Source organism: Roseiarcus sp. (genome assembly GCF_049514155.1).
GTDB lineage: Bacteria > Pseudomonadota > Alphaproteobacteria > Rhizobiales > Beijerinckiaceae > Roseiarcus.
The window spans coordinates 1-15999 of sequence record NZ_JBEKVH010000023.1; the positions used below are offsets into that span (position 1 = coordinate 1).

The window sequence follows — 15999 nt, forward strand, 5'->3', positions numbered from 1 at the left end:
ACTGCGCCGTCGCCATGCTCGCCAACCAGGCGATGAACTATCTCGTCTCCGGCCGCTCGCCGAGCCGGCTCGGCAACGCCCACCCCAACATCGCGCCCTACCAGGTGTTCGCCGTCGCCGACGGCCATGTCATCGTCGCGGTCGGCAACGACCGCCAGTTCCGCAGCCTCTGCCGCGCGATCGGCGCCGAGGCGGCCGGCGCCGAGCCGGATTTTGGCGCCAACCCGCTGCGCGTCGCCAACCGTGCGCGCCTGACCGCGACACTTGCGCCTCATCTTTCCGCGCTCACGCGCGCCGAACTGCTGGCGAAGCTCGAAGCGGCGGGGGTGCCGGCGGGGCCGATCAATAGCATCGCGGACGTCTTCGCCGATCCGCAGGTCGTCCACCGCGGACTGAGGCTCGAACTCGTCGGCGACGACGGCGCGCGCGTGTCCGGCGTCGCCTCGCCGATCGTCATCGACGGCGTGCGGATGGTCTCCGACCGTCCCAGCCCGCAGCTTGGCGAGACGGAGCGGTAGCGCGCTTCGGAGTCGTCTCCTCGCTCGTCACGCCCGGACTTGATCCGGGCGTCCAGGCGGCGGCGGTTGCGGTTAGCCTGGCGAGGCGCATCCCTGGATGCCCGGCACATCAAGGCCGCGCATGACGGTAGGATGGTCAACGCCGACGCAGGGACGTCGACGCGCACACGCGGGCGCGCTAGAAAAATCCCGCGACGTCGTCGTCGCAGGGAGGCTCGAAGTGTCTTACGCGCTGGCGATCGACCAGGGCACCACCTCGACGCGGGCGATCCTGTTCTCGTCGGAGCTGACGATCGTCGCCGCGGCGCAGCAGGAATTCGCCCAGCATTATCCTGCGCCCGGCTGGGTCGAGCACGACCCCGAAGACATCTGGCGCACGACGCTCGCAACCGGCCGCGAGGCGCTGGCCCGCGCCGGCGCGCGCCCCGCCGACGTGGCGGCGATCGGAATCGCCAACCAGCGCGAGACGACGCTGATCTGGGACCGCCGGACCGGCGAGCCGATCCATCGCGCGATTGTCTGGCAGGATCGGCGCACCGCGGGGGCGTGCGAGCGATTGCGCGCGGCAGGCTGCGAGCCGCTCGTCACGGCGCGCACGGGCCTGCTGCTCGACCCCTATTTCTCGGCGACCAAGATCGCCTGGCTGCTCGACAACGTGGCCGGCGCGCGCCCGCGCGCCGAGCGCGGCGAACTCGCCTTCGGCACGGTCGATGCGTTCCTGCTGTGGCGGCTGACCGGCGGGGCGGTCCATGCGACCGACGCCACCAACGCCAGCCGCACCCTGCTCTACGACATCCGCCGCAACGCCTGGGACGACCAGCTGCTCGACCTCTTCCGCGTTCCGCGCGCGATTCTGCCCGACGTGCGCGATTCGGCCGACGACTTCGGCTTCGCCGCGCGCGAGCATTTCGGCGCGACGATCGCGATCCGCGGCGTCGCCGGCGACCAGCAGGCGGCGACCGTCGGCCAGGCCTGTTTCACGCCGGGCATGATGAAGGCGACCTACGGCACCGGCGCCTTCGCGCTGGTCAACACCGGCAGGACGCCGGTCGTCTCGTCGCACCGGCTGCTGACGACCATCGCCTACCGCCTGAACGGCGAGACGACCTACGCGCTCGAAGGCTCGATCTTCGTCGCCGGCGCGGCGGTGCAATGGCTGCGCGACGGCCTCGGCGTCATTCGCGCCGCCGAGGAATCCGGCGCGCTCGCCGCCGCCGCCGACCCGGCGCAATCGGTCTATCTGGTGCCGGCGTTCGTTGGTCTCGGCGCGCCCTATTGGGACCCCGACTGCCGCGGCGCGCTGTTCGGCCTGACGCGCGCCACCGGGCCGAAGGAGATCGCGCGCGCGGCGCTCGAAAGCGTCGGCTACCAGACGCTCGACCTGATCGAGGCGGCGCGCGCCGATTTGCCGCCCGGCGCCGGTGCCGGGACGGCGCTGCGCGTCGACGGCGGCATGGCGGCGTCGGATTGGACGATGCAGCGCCTCGCCGACATCCTCGACGCGCCGGTCGACCGGCCCGCGATCAAGGAGACGACGGCGCTCGGCGCCGCCTATCTCGCCGGGCTCCACGCCGGGCTCTATCCGCCGCTCGCCGAGTTCGGCCAAAGCTGGCGGCGCGAGCGCGCCTTCCGCCCGACGCTTGCAGCAGACACGCGCACGAAGATGGTCGCCGGCTGGCGCGACGCGGTGGCGCGCACGCTGACCGCGCGCAAAGCGTAGCCGGGCGCAGAGCCGGGTTCGCGCCGACCAGCGCGGGCCGGCGTCCCGGCGCGACCGTTCATTGATCGCTTCGCTGCGATTCTGCGCGAGACGAGGTCGAACTCAAGGATGCGCGAAGCGCACCGCCTGCGGCGGCGGCCCCTTGGGCCGTCCTTGACTTCGACTTCGTCTCGCGCCCTCGCTCCGCCAAGCATTCAATGAACAAATCTGCTTCATGGCCGGCGTTGTCACCGACGCCTCGCCTTGACAGAGGGCGTCGGCGCGGGCCAATCCGCCGCGTCGTCGCCGCCGGAATCCGTCATGCCCTCTCTCTCGATCGCCGAAATCGCCGAGCGCTTCCCCGACTTCCGCGTCGCGCTGGTCGTCGCAGAAGACTTGCGGATCGGCGCGGCGCGCAGCGCGGCGCTCGCCGCCGAGATCGCAGCGGCGGAAGAGGCGTGCCGCAAGCGCTGGGGCGGGACGGAGCTTTCCGCCATTCCCGGAGTCGCCGCCTGGCGCGCGGCCTACAAGGGCTTCGGCATCAAGCGGACGAGCTACCGCTCGTCGGTCGAGCGGCTGATCAAGCGCGTGCTGGCGGGCGGCGCGCTGCCCGAGGTCAACGCGCTCGTCGATCTCTACAACGCCGCGTCGCTCGCGAGCGAACTCTGCCTCGGCTGCGACGATCTCGACGCGACCGAAGGCGATCTTGCCTTCCGTTTCTCGCGTCCCGACGACACCTTCATCGACATGGGCGCGGAAGCGGACGAGGACCCCAACGATCCGCCCAAAGTCGGCGAAGTCGTCTACGCCGACGCGCGCCATGTGCTGTGCCGGCGCTGGAACTGGCGCCAGGACGCGCGCAGCGCCGTTTCGGCCAAAACGCGCCGCGTCGCGCTGACGGCGCAGTCGAACGGCGCCGGCGACGTCGAGGTCGCGGCGGCGCGCGTCGTCAGGCTGATCGAACGCGAATGCGGCGGCCGCTGCCGCATCGTCGTCGCCGACCGCGCGCGGCCGATCGTCGCGTTCTAACGACAGCCGCATCCCTATCCTCACCGTGAAGGAGCGGGCGCTCGATCCTCCCCGTCGTTCGAGACGCGCCGCTCACGCGCCGCTCCTCACGATGAGGAGGATCACGATCTCGGTTCTCCGTCGCCCTCGTCCTTCGACTCGCCCGCTTCGCGGGCGGCTCAGGATGAGGGCGCGCGCGGCGCGCCTTGCGTCGCGCCAACATCAGATATAAGCATATCTTTATGTCTAACGTCGCGCCATCCGCCACGCCGCTGGCGCTGAGCTTCGACGCCCTGCTCGCCAGCCTGCAGGCGGCGGGCGAGGTGACGCGCCTCAGGCTGATCGGCCTGCTCAGCGAAGCCGAGCTGACGGTCAGCGAGCTCGTCGCCATTCTCGGCCAGTCGCAGCCGCGCGTGTCGCGGCATTTGAAATTGCTGGTCGAAGCCGGCCTCGCCGAGCGCCAGCGCGAAGGCGCCTGGGCGTTCTATCGGCTCGCCGACCCCGGCGGCGCGCTGGCGCGCGCGCTGGTCGCCCGCGTCGATCCCGCCGACCCGACCTTCGCCGCCGACCGCGCCCGGCTGGCGGCGGCGCGCGCGGCGCGGCGCAAGCAGGCGGCGGCCTATTTCGCCGAGCGCGCCGCCGACTGGGACGCGATCCGCGCGCTGCATGCCTCAGAGAGCCGGGTCGAGGCGGCGATCCTGGCGATGGTCGGCGACCGGCCGATCCGCGGCCTGCTCGATCTCGGGACCGGGACCGGTCGCATGCTCGAACTGCTCGCGCCGCGCGCCGATCGCGCCGTCGGCGTCGATCAGAGCCCGGCGATGCTGGCGGTTGCGCGCGCGCGCATCGGCGAGAGCGGCCTGCGCAACGTCCAGCTGCGCCAGGGCGACCTCTATGCGCCGCCGGTCGAGCGCGATTCCTACGACCTCGTCGTCATCCACCAGGTGTTGCATTTTCTCGACGATCCGGCGCGGGCGCTGGCCGAAGCGGCGCGGGCGCTGCGGCCGTCGGGCCGGCTGTTGGTGGTCGACTTCGCCGCCCATGGCGAGGAATTTCTGCGCGAGGCCTACGCTCATCGCCGGCTCGGCTTCGCCGAGGAGGAAATCGCCGGCTTTCTCGCCGACGCCGGGCTCGCGCCGGTCGCCGCCGAGCGCGTCGCGCCGGCCGCCGGCGAGCCCGACAAGCTGACCGTGGCGCTGTGGCTGGCGCGCGACCGGCGGATCATTTCCGACCCCCTGCCGAAACCTGCAATGGAGATCGCCTGATGGCGGCCGTTCCGCAGCGCCTGAGCCGCTCGGGCTCGCGCGTCTCCGTCTCGTTCGAGTTCTTCCCGCCCAAGACGCCGGAAATGGAAGCGCAGCTTTGGGAGGCGGTCGGCCGGCTCGCGCCGCTCGCGCCGGCGTTCGTTTCGGTCACCTACGGCGCCGGCGGCTCGACCCGCGAGCGCACGCACGCGACCGTCGCGCGGCTGGTCAAGGAGACGCCGCTCAAGCCCGCCGCGCATCTGACCTGCGTCGGCGCGAGCTCGGCGGAAATCGACGCGGTGCTGAAGGGCTACGCCGCCGCCGGCGTGCGCCACATCGTCGCGCTGCGCGGCGATCCGCCCGGTGGGCTCGACACGCCCTATGTCGCGCCGCCCGACGGCTACCAGTCGACCGACGCTCTGGTGAGCGCGATCAAGGCGGCGGGCGATTTCGAGGTCTCGGTCTCCGCCTACCCGGAGAAGCATCCGCAAAGCCCGAATCTGCTGCATGACATCGAGGCGTTGAAGCGCAAGGTCGACGCCGGCGCCGACCGCGCCATCACCCAGTTCTTCTTCGACAACAGCGCCTACTTGCGCTTCCTCGACGTCGCCGCGGCGGCGGGGATCGCGATCCCGATCGTGCCGGGGATCGTGCCGGTGCTGAATTTCAAGCAGACCGCCAATTTCGCGCGCAAGACCGGGGCCAGCGTGCCGAACTGGCTCGCCGAGCGCTTCGAGGGGCTCGAGGACGATCCGGCGACGCGCCGGCTGGTGGCGGCGGCGGTCTGCGCCGAGCAGGTCATCGACCTGATCGACCGCGGCGTCGACCACCTTCATTTCTACACCATGAACCGCGCCGATCTCGTCTTCGCGATCTGCCACCTTATCGGCCTGCGCGCCCAGCCGGCGGCCTGACCGGCGCGCCTAGCGCGCCAGCCCCGGCAGCATGCGCGCGAGCGTGCGGTCGCCGAGCGCCCAATGGTGGAACAAGGCCGCTGCGGCATGGCCGAGCGCGACCACGCCGAGCGCATTGGCGGCGAGTTGGTGCAGCCCGAGGACCTCGCGGAAGAACGCGCGATCCATCACCCAGGGCGACGGAACGTCGAACAGGCCGAAAACCGGCAGCGCCTGGCCGCGCGCGAATTGCAGCACGACGCCGAGAATCGGCGTCGCGATCAGCAGCGCGTAGAGCAGCAGATGTCCGGCCGTGGCGGCGTAGCCGATCCACGGCTCGAATCGACTGGCGGCAATCGCCGGCGGCGGCGGATCGAGTGCGCGCCAGACCAGCCTCAGCACAAGCAGCAGGATGACGCCGAGGCCGAGCGACATGTGGACGAAGAGGTCGGCGTTGAGCGCCGCCCCACGCGGGAACACCTCTCGGAACTGGCCGAGCGGCCAGGCGAGCGCGACGAACAGCGCCGTCGCCCAATGCGCGAAGCGCGCGACCGAGCCGTAGTCCTTCTGAGAATTTCGCAACGGCATGATTGGCCTCGAGATGAAATGAAGTCTTGTCGATTCGGGCGACGCTGACCCCGACTTCAAAAGCACGCGGTCCGATTTGTCCTTGCCGGATTATTGCAAATTCGTAAGTCGCGCGCGTTTCAACCCCGCGCGAGCCCGTCGATCAGCGCCCTCAGCGTCGCCACCGTCGAAGCGTCGGCCTCGCCGTCGACGCGCGCCGGGCGGAAGTGGCGCTGGAAAGCGGCGACGACGGCGCGGGTCGGCGCATCATAGACGCCGGTCAGCTCGATCCCGTAGCCGTAGAGCGCCAGCAGCGCCTGCAACGCCCGCACCGGCGGCCCCTCCCGGCCGGGACCGTACAACGGTCCGTCGACGATCGGCGCCGGCTCGACCCAGTGGCCGACGCCCGCCAGCGCCAGCGCGTCCCACGGGAAGCGCTCGCCAGGGTCGCGCTTGCGCGCCGGGGCGAGGTCGGAATGGGCGAGCACGCGCTCGGGCCGGATCGCGCGCCGCGCCGCGATGTCGCGCAGGAGCGCGATCGTCGCGTCGATCTGCGCCTGCGGGAAATCCGGCAGTCCGCCGTCGTGGCCGGGATTGACGATTTCGATCCCGATCGAGGCCGAATTGAGGTCGCGCAGGCCGCCCCATTGGCCGATTCCGGCGTGCCAGGCGCGCTTGTCTTCGGCCACGAGCTGGGCGATCTCGCCGCTCTCCCAGACGAAATAATGGGCCGACACTTCGGCGGCGGGGTCGACGAGCAGCGCCAGCGCGCCTTCGGCGGTCGGCATGCCGGTGTAATGCAGCACGACACAATCCGGCCGCGCATGTCCGCGCCGCTCGCCGAAATTGAGCGAGGGCAGCACGCGCGCAACCAGCGGGCTGTCGGGGGCGAATGCGTCGGTCATGGCGGCGCGGCCCTTGTCCGCGCGGCGGAAGGGGCCGCCGAGCGCGCGCGAATGCGGCGGGCGCGGCGCTGTCGGTTCAGTACCAGGCGCGGCAGACGCGATTGCCGTAATAATCGTAGTACCACTCGCCGCAGCGATAGCCGGGTCCGGGCGGGGTCGAAGCCGAGCCGATCATCGCGCCGGCCGCCGCTCCGGTGATGCCGCCGACGATCGCGCCGCCTGGCCTGCCGGTCAGCGCGCCGCCGAGCAGCGCGCCGGCCGCGCCGCCGAGCACCGCGCCGTTGGCGGCGTTCTGCTGTTGCGGCGTTTCGCAGCCGGCGATCGGCAGGGCCGCCGCCAAAGCGAGAGAAAGGATCATCAGTTTCTTCATCGTGTCGGTCTCCATTGCGTCGCGCGACGCCCACGCGCCGACGCCAAACTCACCAGCTCGCGGCTTTCGCGCCGTTGACCCGCTGACCCAACCCCCGAACGCCTTAGCACAATGTTGCGGCGGATGTCGTCAATGGCGGGTGAATCGCGATCATCGACGCATGCGCGCCGCCGGGTTCGCCATGGCGCGTTCGAGCGCGTCGAAACTGTGCGGGCTGAGGCTCGCTGCGGCGTTGAAGCGCAAGTAGGCGTGCGCGTCGGGCGCGGCGCTGAACACGGGTCCGGGCGCGAGGCCGACGCCTTCGGCCAGCGCGAGCCGCGCGATCGCGGTCGCGTCCAACCCGTCGGGCAGGCGCGCCCACAGGAAGACGCCGCCGCGCGGCTCGATCCATGGCGTCAGCCCGGCCGTCCTCAGCCGCGTCAGCGTGCGGCCCATCGCGTCGGCGAGCCGCGTCCTCAGCGCGCCGAGGTGGCGGCGATAGCCCGCTTCGGTCAGCATCCTGTGCAGGAATGCGGCGGCGAAATGGCCGCTGCTCAGCGCGGTCGCGAGCTTGAGGTCGACGACCGGATCGACCCAATCCGGCCGCAGCGCCAGATAGCCGCAGCGCAGCGCGGCGGAGACCGTCTTCGAGTAGCTGCCGACCTGGATCACCCGCTCGAGGCCGTCGAACGCCGCCAGCCGCGTTCCCGGCGGCCCCGACTCGAAATCGGCGAAGATCTCGTCCTCGATGACGACGACCTGGTGCCGCTCGACGAGCTTGAGGATGCGATGAGCGACGGCGGGCGACAGCGACAGGCCGGTCGGGTTGTGGAACGCCGCGACGGTCAGGTAGAGCCGCGGCGAACGCGCGGCGAACAGCGCGCCGAGCGCCTCGACGTCCGGCCCTTCCGGCGTCAGCGGCGCGGCGACGACTTCGACCCGATGCGCCTTGAGCAGCGGCAGCAGACGAAAATAGCTCGGATCGTCGACCGCCACGACGTCGCCCGGCTGGACGAGGAAGCGCATCGCGAGGTCGATCGCCTGGGTGGTCGAGTCGGTCAGCACGATCTGTTCCGGCGAAGCGACGACGCCGCGCTCGCCGAGCCGCACCGCGAGTTGGCGGCGCAGCGGTTCGTAACCGGCGGCCGAGTCGTAATGCGTCTTGCGGAAGGCGCGATCACGGGCGAGGTCGCGCAGCGCGCGCTGAATGCCAGCTTCCGGCATCCACGATTCGGGCAGCCAGCCCGAGCCCGGCTGCACGACGTCCGGGTCGGCGGCGAGCGCGGCGCGATGAGAGCGCAGCCAGTCGGCGACCGGCTCGCGCGGCTCGCACGTCTGCGCCAGCACCAGCGGCCGGGTCGGCCCGGCGACGAAGAAGCCGGCGCCGCGCCGCGCCGTCACTTCGCCTTCGGCGACCAGGCGCTCGTAGGCCTCGACCACCGTCGTCTTCGACACGGCGAGCGCGCTGGCGAGCGCCCTGACGGAGGGCAGGCGCGCGCCGGGCGCCAGCGCTCGGCTTTCGATGCGCGCCTTCAGCGACGCCATCACCGCGGCGACCCGCGTCGGCGCGCGCGCGACAGGCGAGCGTTCGAGCATCTGTATCCCCAATTGATCAGTACAGTTCAGCCAAATTGTATACAATTGTCTCTGGCCGCGCCAGCCGGATGCGGCGATCAGGGGGGCGAAAAAGGAGCCCGTCCCATGCGCCTCCCGTCCCAACTGACCGCTGCGTTCTTGTCCCTCGCGTTGTGGCCGTTCCGCGTCGCGGAAGCGCGCGCGACGCTAAGGCGGCTCGCCGCCCTCGACGCGCGCGCGCTCGCCGACATCGGCCTGACGCCGGCCGATCTCAACGACGCGACGGCGCTACCGCTCGCCGCCGATCCGGGGATTTTTCTCGCCGCGCGCGTGGACGGCCAGCGCGCGACCCGGCTCTGGCTCGGCGGACAGCCACGCCGCGTCTGGCGTCGATCGCGACTGGCGAGGACCGGCTCGTGAGTCGCCCGGCGGCGGCCGAGACCTTCGGCATGACGCTCGTCTTCGCCGTTGGCGGAGGCGCGTCGACGCCTCGCGAACAGCGGCGGCGCAAGCGCAAAGGCGCTGAATGAATAAGGGCCGCCTCGAAGGGCGGCCCGAGTCAGGGAGAACGTCCAAAAGGACATTGCGACGACCGTCGCGCCCCTGACCTACGCTAGACGTGCGACCGTCGTTTTGATGCGCGTCAATCGCGGCCAAGACGTCGCAGCGCTTGACCGGGCGGCCCGCAACCGCATAGTGGCGCCCGTCAGCCGGCCGGACGGCCGTCGCCTTCGGGCGGAGGAAAGTCCGGGCTCCATGCGGACACGGCGCCGGATAATGTCCGGCGAGAGCGATCTCAGGGACAGCGCCACAGAAAGCAAACCGCCGGCCTTTGGCCGGCAAGGGTGAAAGGGTGCGGCAAGAGCGCACCGCGTCGGCGGCAACGTCGGCGGCAAGGCAAGCCCCGCCGGGAGCAAAACCGAATAGGAGCGACGCGCGCGCCGCAAGGCGCGCAGGCCCCGTCCGCAGGTCAGTCGTTCGGGTTGGTTGCTCGAGGCGCCCGGCGACGGGCGTCCCAGAGGAATGGCCGTCACGTCGGCAGCCGCAAGGCTTCCGGCCATACAGAACCCGGCTTACAGGCCGGCTGGCGCTTTGAGGCGCAGAAGGCAGTAGGCAATAGGCAGTAGGCAGGCGGAGACGCGGCGTATAGTCCTACTGCCCACTGCCTGCTGCCCTTCTTTCGAGGCCCCATGCTCCACGCTCATTCGGTCATTCCCGCCGGACAATGGTCGGGCGCGCCGGTCGATACGGTGGTGCTCGATTTCGACGAGCGCTATCGCCGCCGCTTCGCCATGACCGGCGTGCGCGGGCTCGGCTTCCTGCTCGACCTGCCGGAAGCGGTGATGCTGCGGGCCGGCGATGGACTGAAGCTCGACGACGGCGGCATCGTCGAGGTGGTCGCCGCGCCGGAGCCGCTCGCCGAAATCCGCGCCGCCGATTCCGCCGCGCTGACTCGCGTCGCCTGGCACCTTGGCAATCGCCACCTGCCGACCGAGCTGACGAAACGGAGCCTGCGCATCCGGCGCGATCCGGTGATCGAGGAGATGGCGCGCGGGCTCGGCGCGCTGGTGGTCGCGATCGAAGCGCCGTTCAATCCCGAGGGCGGCGCCTATGTGCGCGCGGCCGGCGGCCATGACGATGATCATGATCACGACCACGGTCATGCGCACGACCACGATCATCGTCACGATCACGGCCACGATCGCCATGATCACGGCCATGACGATCATGACCACGGCCATGACCACAAACCCTGACGGCGACGCCTGGCGCGAGGCGCCGCTGCTGCTGTGGCTGTCGCCGGCCTTCCCGGTCGGCGCCTTCGCTTATTCGCACGGAATCGAATGGGCGTACGAAGCGGGCGACGTGACCGACGCCGCCTCGCTCGCCGCCTGGCTCGCCGACCTCGCCCGTTTCGGCGCGCCGCATCTCGATGCGGCGCTGTTCGCCCATGCGTTCCGCGCCGCCGCCGCAGCCGACTGGCCGGCGCTCGACGCGGTCAACGAACTGGCGGTCGCGCTCGCCGGCTCGGCCGAGCGGCGGCTGGAGACGACCGCGCAGGGCGCGGCGTTCCGCCTCGCCGCGCGCGCCGCCTGGGACTGCGAGGCTTTGGCGCGGCTCTCCGCCCGCGACGGCGAGCCGCTCGCCTATCCAGTCGCCGTCGCCGCCGCCGCGGCGGGCTGCGGCATGGCTCTCGCCCACGCGGCGGAAGCGTTCGTCGTCGGCCAATTCGCCAATCTCGTCTCGGCCGCGACGCGGCTGGGGATCGTCGGCCAGACCGCCGGGCTGAAGATTCTGGCGGGGATCTTGCCGGAGCTCTCCACGCTGGCGCGCGAGGCGGCGGGTGCGACGCTCGACGATCTCGGCGCCTGCGCGTTGCGCTCCGACATCGCCGCGATGCGGCACGAAACCCAATATTCGAGGCTGTTCCGCTCATGACGCAAACGCATTCGCCCAAGCATTCGCCATTGAGGGTCGGGATCGGCGGCCCGGTCGGCTCCGGCAAGACGGCGCTGATGGAGCAATTGTGCAAGCGGCTGTCGGGCGCCTACGAAGTCGCGGCGATCACCAACGACATCTACACCAAGGAGGACGCGCGCATCCTGGTCGAAGCCGGGGCGCTGCCGGCCGAGCGCATCATGGGCGTCGAGACCGGCGGCTGTCCCCATACCGCGATCCGCGAGGACGCTTCGATCAACCTGGCGGCGATCGACGACATGCGTCGCCGTTTCCCCGCGCTCGACCTCATTCTGGTCGAATCGGGCGGCGACAATCTCGCCGCGACCTTCTCGCCCGAACTCGCCGATCTGACCATCTACGTCATCGACGTCGCCGGCGGCGAGAAGGTGCCGCGCAAGGGCGGACCGGGTGTCACTCGCTCCGACCTTCTGGTCATCAACAAGATCGATCTCGCCCCTTACGTCGGCGCGTCGCTCGAAGTGATGGCGCGCGACGCGGCGCTGATGCGCAAGACGCGGCCCTTCGTCATGGCCAACATGAAGACCGGCGAAGGCGTCGACGCCGTGATCGCGTTCATCCGCGACAAGGGCGGGCTTTAACCGCGGCGCCCGGCTTTGGGAGGCCACCGGCGGCGGCTTGTATTGCCCGCGCGGCGCGTCTAAGAAACCGATCCCCGGCGCTCCGCGCGAACGGCTCCATAGCGAGGAAAATTCCCCACATGCGCTTTTCGACTCTCGTCACCGCGATCGCCTTCAGCGCGCTCACTTCCGGCGCGGCGTTCGCGCTCGACGCAGCCGAGCCGACGCCGGGTCCGGCGCCCGCGGCCGACGCCGCCGCCAAGGCGGCCAAATCGAGCGATTGCTACAAGCAGGCCGACCTCAAGAATTTGCACGGCGACAAACGCAGGCAATTTCACCACGAATGCATAAAGGCGCAATGAGCCGCCCTTGAACGACAGCGAAACATGCGATGGTCGGCGACGCCGGCCATGTCTCGTGAGCGCGGCGCATGGCTGAACTGCCCGCCATCGCCGCCGACGACGAGCGCCTCGCGGTCTTCACGACCATTCGCGATCTCTTCCGCTACGCCGTCAGCCGCTTCAACAGCGCCGACCTCGCCTATGGTCACGGCGCGACCAATGCATTCGACGAAGCGGCGTTCATCGTCCTCGAAGGGCTCAAACTGCCGATCGATGCGCTCGATCCGTTCCTCGACGCCCGACTGATCCGCGCCGAGCGCGTGCGGTTGCTCGCTTTGATCGACGCGCGCCTCGCCACGCGCAAGCCGGCCGCCTATTTGCTCAATCGCGCCTATATCCAGGGCGTGCCGTTCTATGTCGACGAGCGCGCGATCGTGCCGCGCAGCTTCATCGGCGAGTTGCTGTTTCACGGCCTCGTCGGCCCCGGCGCGCCGATCGACGAGCCGAGCGCGGTCGCGAGCGCGCTCGACCTCTGCGCCGGCGGCGGCTCGCTGGCGGTTCTCGCCGCGCGCGTCTTTACCAACGCAATGATCGACGCGGTCGAGCTTTCCGCCGACGCGCTGGCGGTCGCGCGCCGCAATGTCGAGGAGCACGATCTCGCCGATCGGGTGACGCTCCACCAGGGCGACCTGTTCGCGCCGCTCGGCGCCAAGCGTTACGACCTCATCCTCGCCAACCCGCCTTATGTCGACGCCGAGTCGCTCGCCGCCTTTCCGCCCGAATATGCCGCCGAGCCGCGATTGGCGCACGCGGGCGGGCGCGACGGGCTGGACATCGTGCGGCGCATCTTGGCCGAAGCGGGCGCGCATCTGACTGAGGAGGGCGCGCTGGTCTGCGAAGTCGGCCGCGCCCGCGCCCGGCTCGAGGCCGCCTATCCCGATCTGCCGTTCCTGTGGCTGGACGCGGAAGAAAGCGAGGCCGAGGGCGAAGTGTTCGTCCTGCGCGCGCGCGATCTCGCACCGCGCGGCAGGCGCGTCCGGCGCGGCTGAGCCTATTCCGCCGCTTCGCGCATCGCGGCGCGAATGACGGAGCGGAAGTCGTCGATGCTGACCAGCTTGCCGGCGCGCTCGACGTGCCAGAAGCTCCAGCCGTTGCAGGCCGGCAGGCCTTGGGCGAGGGCGCCGATCTTGTGGATCGAGCCGACCGCCGGTCCGAGCGTCAGCGCGCCGTCGACGCGGGCGAGCGCCCGATGGCGGCGCTGCGCGTCGAGCAGCGCTTCGCCCGGCTTGACCAGGCCCGCTTCGACCACGCTGGCGAAAGCGACGCGCGGTTCGCTGCGCTTGCTCGGCATCGCCGCGACCGCGTCGGTCGCGATCGGCTCGACGGCGTCGATTCGCGCCTGCGCCGCGGCGGCGTAGGCCGCGTCGCGCTCGAGACCGAGAAAATTGCGGCCGAGCCGCCGCGCGACTGCGCCGGTGGTGCCGGAGCCGAAGAACGGGTCGAGCACGAGATCGCCGGCGTTGGTGGCGGCGATCAGCAGCCGCTGCAGCAGCGCCTCCGGCTTCTGCGTCGGATGGGTCTTGCGTCCGTCGGCGTTCTTCAGCCGTTCGCCGCCGGTGCAGATCGGCAGGAACCAGTCGGAGCGCGCCTGGACGTCGTCGTTGCCCGCCTTCAACGCGTCGTAGTTGAAGGTGTAGGCCTTGGCGTCGGCGCTGCGCGCCGCCCAGATCATCGTCTCGTGGGCGTTGGTGAAGCGCCGGCCGCGGAAGTTCGGCATCGGGTTGGCTTTGCGCCAGACGATATCGTTCAAGATCCAGAAGCCGAGGTCCTGCAGGATCGCGCCGACGCGGAAGATGTTGTGGTAGGAGCCGATGACGACGATCGTCGCCTCGCGCTTCATCACCCGCCGGGTCGCGCCGAGCCAGGCGCGGGTGAACGAATCATAGGCGGCGAAGTCGGCGAACTTGTCCCAGTCGTCGTCGACGGCGTCGACCACGCTCTGATCGGGGCGCGACAGCGCGCTTTCGAGCTGCAGATTGTACGGCGGATCGGCGAAGACGAAATCGACGCTCGCCTCGGGCAACCGGCCAAGTTCGGCGACGCAGTCGCCGACGACGATCGCGTCGCGCGGCGCGGCGGCGGGCGTGGCGGGGCGCCACGCCTCGTTGCGTCCAGTACGCAGAACCTGAAGCTGGACGGGGAGGCGGGTCGCCCCGGCACGCGAACCACGCATTACGCAACTCACTTGACGCGACCGTCAGGGCGAACCGCTCCGACACGCGCGATCATGAGCATTTTAGGTAAAGGCGAAGTTAGGCCGGCCGAATCGCCGCTGTCTCGTTTTCGTACGGCTTGGCGGCGCTGAGAATCTTTATCGAATCAACGATTTCTAAAGATTCGTGACAGGGTCGCCGGCAAGCGCTGAGTCGCAGGCCAACAGCGCTATCGGCTTGAACGAGCGGCGGTGCAGCGGGCACGGCCCGAGACGCGTCAGCGCCGCGGCGTGTTCGCGGGTCGGATAACCCGCGTGGCGCGCGAAACCATAGCCCGGATGGACCGCGTCGAGCCGCGCCATCAGCGCGTCGCGCGCGACTTTGGCGACGATCGAGGCCGCCGCGATCGACAGCGACAAACCGTCGCCGCCGATGATCGGACGCGCCGGGCAGAGAAGGCCGGGCGGCGCATCGCGGCCGTCGATCACCGCATAGTCGGGCTTGACCGACAGCGCCGCGACCGCGCGCCGCATCGCCAGCAACGTCGCGCCGCGGATGTTGAAGCGGTCGATCTCCTCGACGCTGGCGAAGGCGAGCGAGACGGCGATCGCCCGGGCGTAGACGGCTTCCGCCAAGACTTCACGCCGCGCCGCGCTCAACGCCTTCGAATCGTCGAGGCCGTCGGGCAGATCGTCGGGATCGAGGATCACCGCGCCGACGCCGACCGGTCCGGCGAGCGGTCCGCGGCCGACCTCGTCGACGCCCGCGACCATTCGCCGCCCCTCGGCGATCAGCGCGCGCTCGTTGTCGTAAGTCGGCGCGCCCATCGGCGGTCAGCCGAGCGGGCCGTTGGCGAGCCGCGCGAGATCGAAGGCGATGACGTCGCCGATGAGTTCGACGAAGGCGTCGGCGCCGTGGTCGGCGGCGGCTTCGCCCTTGGCCGCCGTCGCCGATGCCGCTTCGCCGACCACGCCCTCCGGATTGAGGTCGCTCGCCATCCAGGCGAAGCCGAGTTGTTGCGCGCCGCGCAGCCGCTTGAACTCGGCCGCCATCGCCTCGCCCGCGCTGGCGAAATCGCGCGCGCGGTCCATCTTCACCGCGTCGGGGCGAAAGGCGAGGGTCAGCGAGGTCTCGGCGTCGCCGCCATGCACGCCGTAGACGCGCTCGCGCTCGGAGAACAGCCCGTCGGGATAGCCGAGCCGCCGCCAGCTCGCGTGCACGCACAGCATCGCATGGCGCGCGCGCAAGGCCAGCGCCGCCGCGTCGATCGCCGGCGCGTTGCCGCCGTGCGCATTGATGAAGACGAGCTTGCGGCAGCCGGCGCGCGCGACGCCGTCGCCGATCGCCGTCAGCACGCCGACCAGCGTTTCGAACGGCAGCGTCAGCGTGCCCGGATATTCGGCGTGTTCGTCGGAGGCGCCGATCGTCTGCGGCGGCAGGATCAGCACCGGCCAGTCGGCGGGGAGGCGCGCGATCGCGCGCTTCAGGCAGCCCTCGCCGATGAACGCGTCGGTCCCGACCGGCAGATGCGGCCCGTGCTGCTCGATCGCCGCGAGCGGCAGCGCCGCGACCGTCCCGGCCATGTCGGCGGCGGCGAAATCGCGCCACGACATCTCGGCCCAAAACCTGGTTGGCGGCATCGCTTATCC

Annotated in this window: 18 protein-coding genes and 1 other RNA gene; 12 read left to right on the forward strand and 7 right to left on the reverse strand. The window is 70.7% G+C overall.

What is annotated here, in order from left to right; all coding sequences use genetic code 11:
* From ABSF49_RS05320 to metF, 5 genes are all read left to right on the forward strand, one after another.
* Positions 1–518 (forward strand): CoA transferase (locus ABSF49_RS05320; protein ID WP_424111592.1); only part of this gene is annotated, 518 nt, incomplete at its 5' end.
* A 220-nt stretch (positions 519–738) separates the two neighbouring features.
* A complete protein-coding gene (gene glpK, locus ABSF49_RS05325) occupies positions 739–2238 on the forward strand; it encodes a glycerol kinase GlpK (protein WP_424111593.1) in 1500 nt (499 codons plus the stop codon).
* Positions 2239–2538: 300 nt separating this feature from the next.
* A complete protein-coding gene (locus ABSF49_RS05330) occupies positions 2539–3246 on the forward strand; it encodes a B3/B4 domain-containing protein (RefSeq protein ID WP_424111594.1) in 708 nt (235 codons plus the stop codon).
* 221 nt (positions 3247–3467) lie between these two features.
* The gene (locus ABSF49_RS05335; protein ID WP_424111595.1) at positions 3468–4490 is read left to right on the forward strand and encodes an ArsR/SmtB family transcription factor; all 1023 of its coding nucleotides are present in this window, start codon (positions 3468–3470) and stop codon (positions 4488–4490) included.
* Positions 4490–5383 (forward strand): methylenetetrahydrofolate reductase [NAD(P)H], encoded by an 894-nt coding sequence (gene metF, locus ABSF49_RS05340; RefSeq protein WP_424111596.1) that lies wholly within the window; start codon positions 4490–4492, stop codon positions 5381–5383. Before ABSF49_RS05335 ends, metF begins: the two co-directional genes overlap by 1 nt.
* 9 nt (positions 5384–5392) lie before the next feature.
* On the opposite strand, the gene ABSF49_RS05345 is transcribed toward metF, so the two are convergent.
* The 4 genes from ABSF49_RS05345 to ABSF49_RS05360 form a co-directional block, all read right to left on the reverse strand.
* On the reverse strand, positions 5393–5950 hold the full coding sequence (locus tag ABSF49_RS05345; protein WP_424111597.1) for a cytochrome b: 558 nt from the start codon (positions 5948–5950) through the stop codon (positions 5393–5395).
* A 119-nt stretch (positions 5951–6069) separates the two neighbouring features.
* Complete coding sequence (locus tag ABSF49_RS05350) at positions 6070–6834, reverse strand: N-acetylmuramoyl-L-alanine amidase (protein ID WP_424111598.1); 765 nt, start codon at positions 6832–6834, stop codon at positions 6070–6072.
* A 76-nt stretch (positions 6835–6910) separates the two neighbouring features.
* Entirely contained in the window at positions 6911–7204 is a 294-nt protein-coding gene (locus tag ABSF49_RS05355) for a YMGG-like glycine zipper-containing protein (protein ID WP_424111599.1), read from the reverse strand.
* A gap of 150 nt (positions 7205–7354) precedes the next feature.
* Positions 7355–8779, reverse strand: a complete 1425-nt coding sequence (locus ABSF49_RS05360; protein WP_424111600.1) for an aminotransferase-like domain-containing protein — start codon at positions 8777–8779, stop codon at positions 7355–7357.
* A 105-nt stretch (positions 8780–8884) separates the two neighbouring features.
* On the opposite strand from ABSF49_RS05360, the gene ABSF49_RS05365 reads away from it, so the two are divergent.
* From ABSF49_RS05365 to prmB, 7 genes are all read left to right on the forward strand, one after another.
* Entirely contained in the window at positions 8885–9178 is a 294-nt protein-coding gene (locus ABSF49_RS05365; protein ID WP_424111601.1) for a YjiS-like domain-containing protein, read from the forward strand.
* A gap of 286 nt (positions 9179–9464) precedes the next feature.
* Positions 9465–9850: RNase P RNA component class A (rnpB, locus tag ABSF49_RS05370), an RNA gene on the forward strand.
* A 98-nt stretch (positions 9851–9948) separates the two neighbouring features.
* Complete coding sequence (locus ABSF49_RS05375; RefSeq protein ID WP_424111602.1) at positions 9949–10515, forward strand: urease accessory protein UreE; 567 nt, start codon at positions 9949–9951, stop codon at positions 10513–10515.
* A complete protein-coding gene (locus tag ABSF49_RS05380) occupies positions 10403–11197 on the forward strand; it encodes an urease accessory protein UreF (protein WP_424111603.1) in 795 nt (264 codons plus the stop codon). The genes ABSF49_RS05375 and ABSF49_RS05380 overlap by 113 nt, the downstream gene beginning before the upstream one ends.
* The gene (ureG, locus tag ABSF49_RS05385; RefSeq protein ID WP_424111604.1) at positions 11194–11817 is read left to right on the forward strand and encodes an urease accessory protein UreG; all 624 of its coding nucleotides are present in this window, start codon (positions 11194–11196) and stop codon (positions 11815–11817) included. Before ABSF49_RS05380 ends, ureG begins: the two co-directional genes overlap by 4 nt.
* A gap of 119 nt (positions 11818–11936) precedes the next feature.
* Entirely contained in the window at positions 11937–12158 is a 222-nt protein-coding gene (locus tag ABSF49_RS05390; protein ID WP_424111605.1) for a hypothetical protein, read from the forward strand.
* 68 nt (positions 12159–12226) lie between these two features.
* A complete protein-coding gene (gene prmB, locus ABSF49_RS05395; protein ID WP_424111606.1) occupies positions 12227–13186 on the forward strand; it encodes a 50S ribosomal protein L3 N(5)-glutamine methyltransferase in 960 nt (319 codons plus the stop codon).
* A 2-nt stretch (positions 13187–13188) separates the two neighbouring features.
* Here the strand turns inward: prmB and ABSF49_RS05400 are convergent, their stop codons facing one another.
* From ABSF49_RS05400 to ABSF49_RS05410, 3 genes are all read right to left on the reverse strand, one after another.
* Positions 13189–14370 carry a site-specific DNA-methyltransferase gene (locus ABSF49_RS05400; RefSeq protein WP_424111607.1) on the reverse strand — a complete coding sequence of 394 codons (1182 nt, stop codon included), beginning with the start codon at positions 14368–14370 and terminating at the stop codon, positions 13189–13191.
* 156 nt (positions 14371–14526) lie between these two features.
* Positions 14527–15177 (reverse strand): ribonuclease HII, encoded by a 651-nt coding sequence (gene rnhB / locus ABSF49_RS05405; protein WP_424111608.1) that lies wholly within the window; start codon positions 15175–15177, stop codon positions 14527–14529.
* A gap of 6 nt (positions 15178–15183) precedes the next feature.
* Positions 15184–15990, reverse strand: a complete 807-nt coding sequence (locus tag ABSF49_RS05410) for a creatininase family protein (RefSeq protein ID WP_424111609.1) — start codon at positions 15988–15990, stop codon at positions 15184–15186.
* Positions 15991–15999 lie beyond the last annotated feature (9 nt).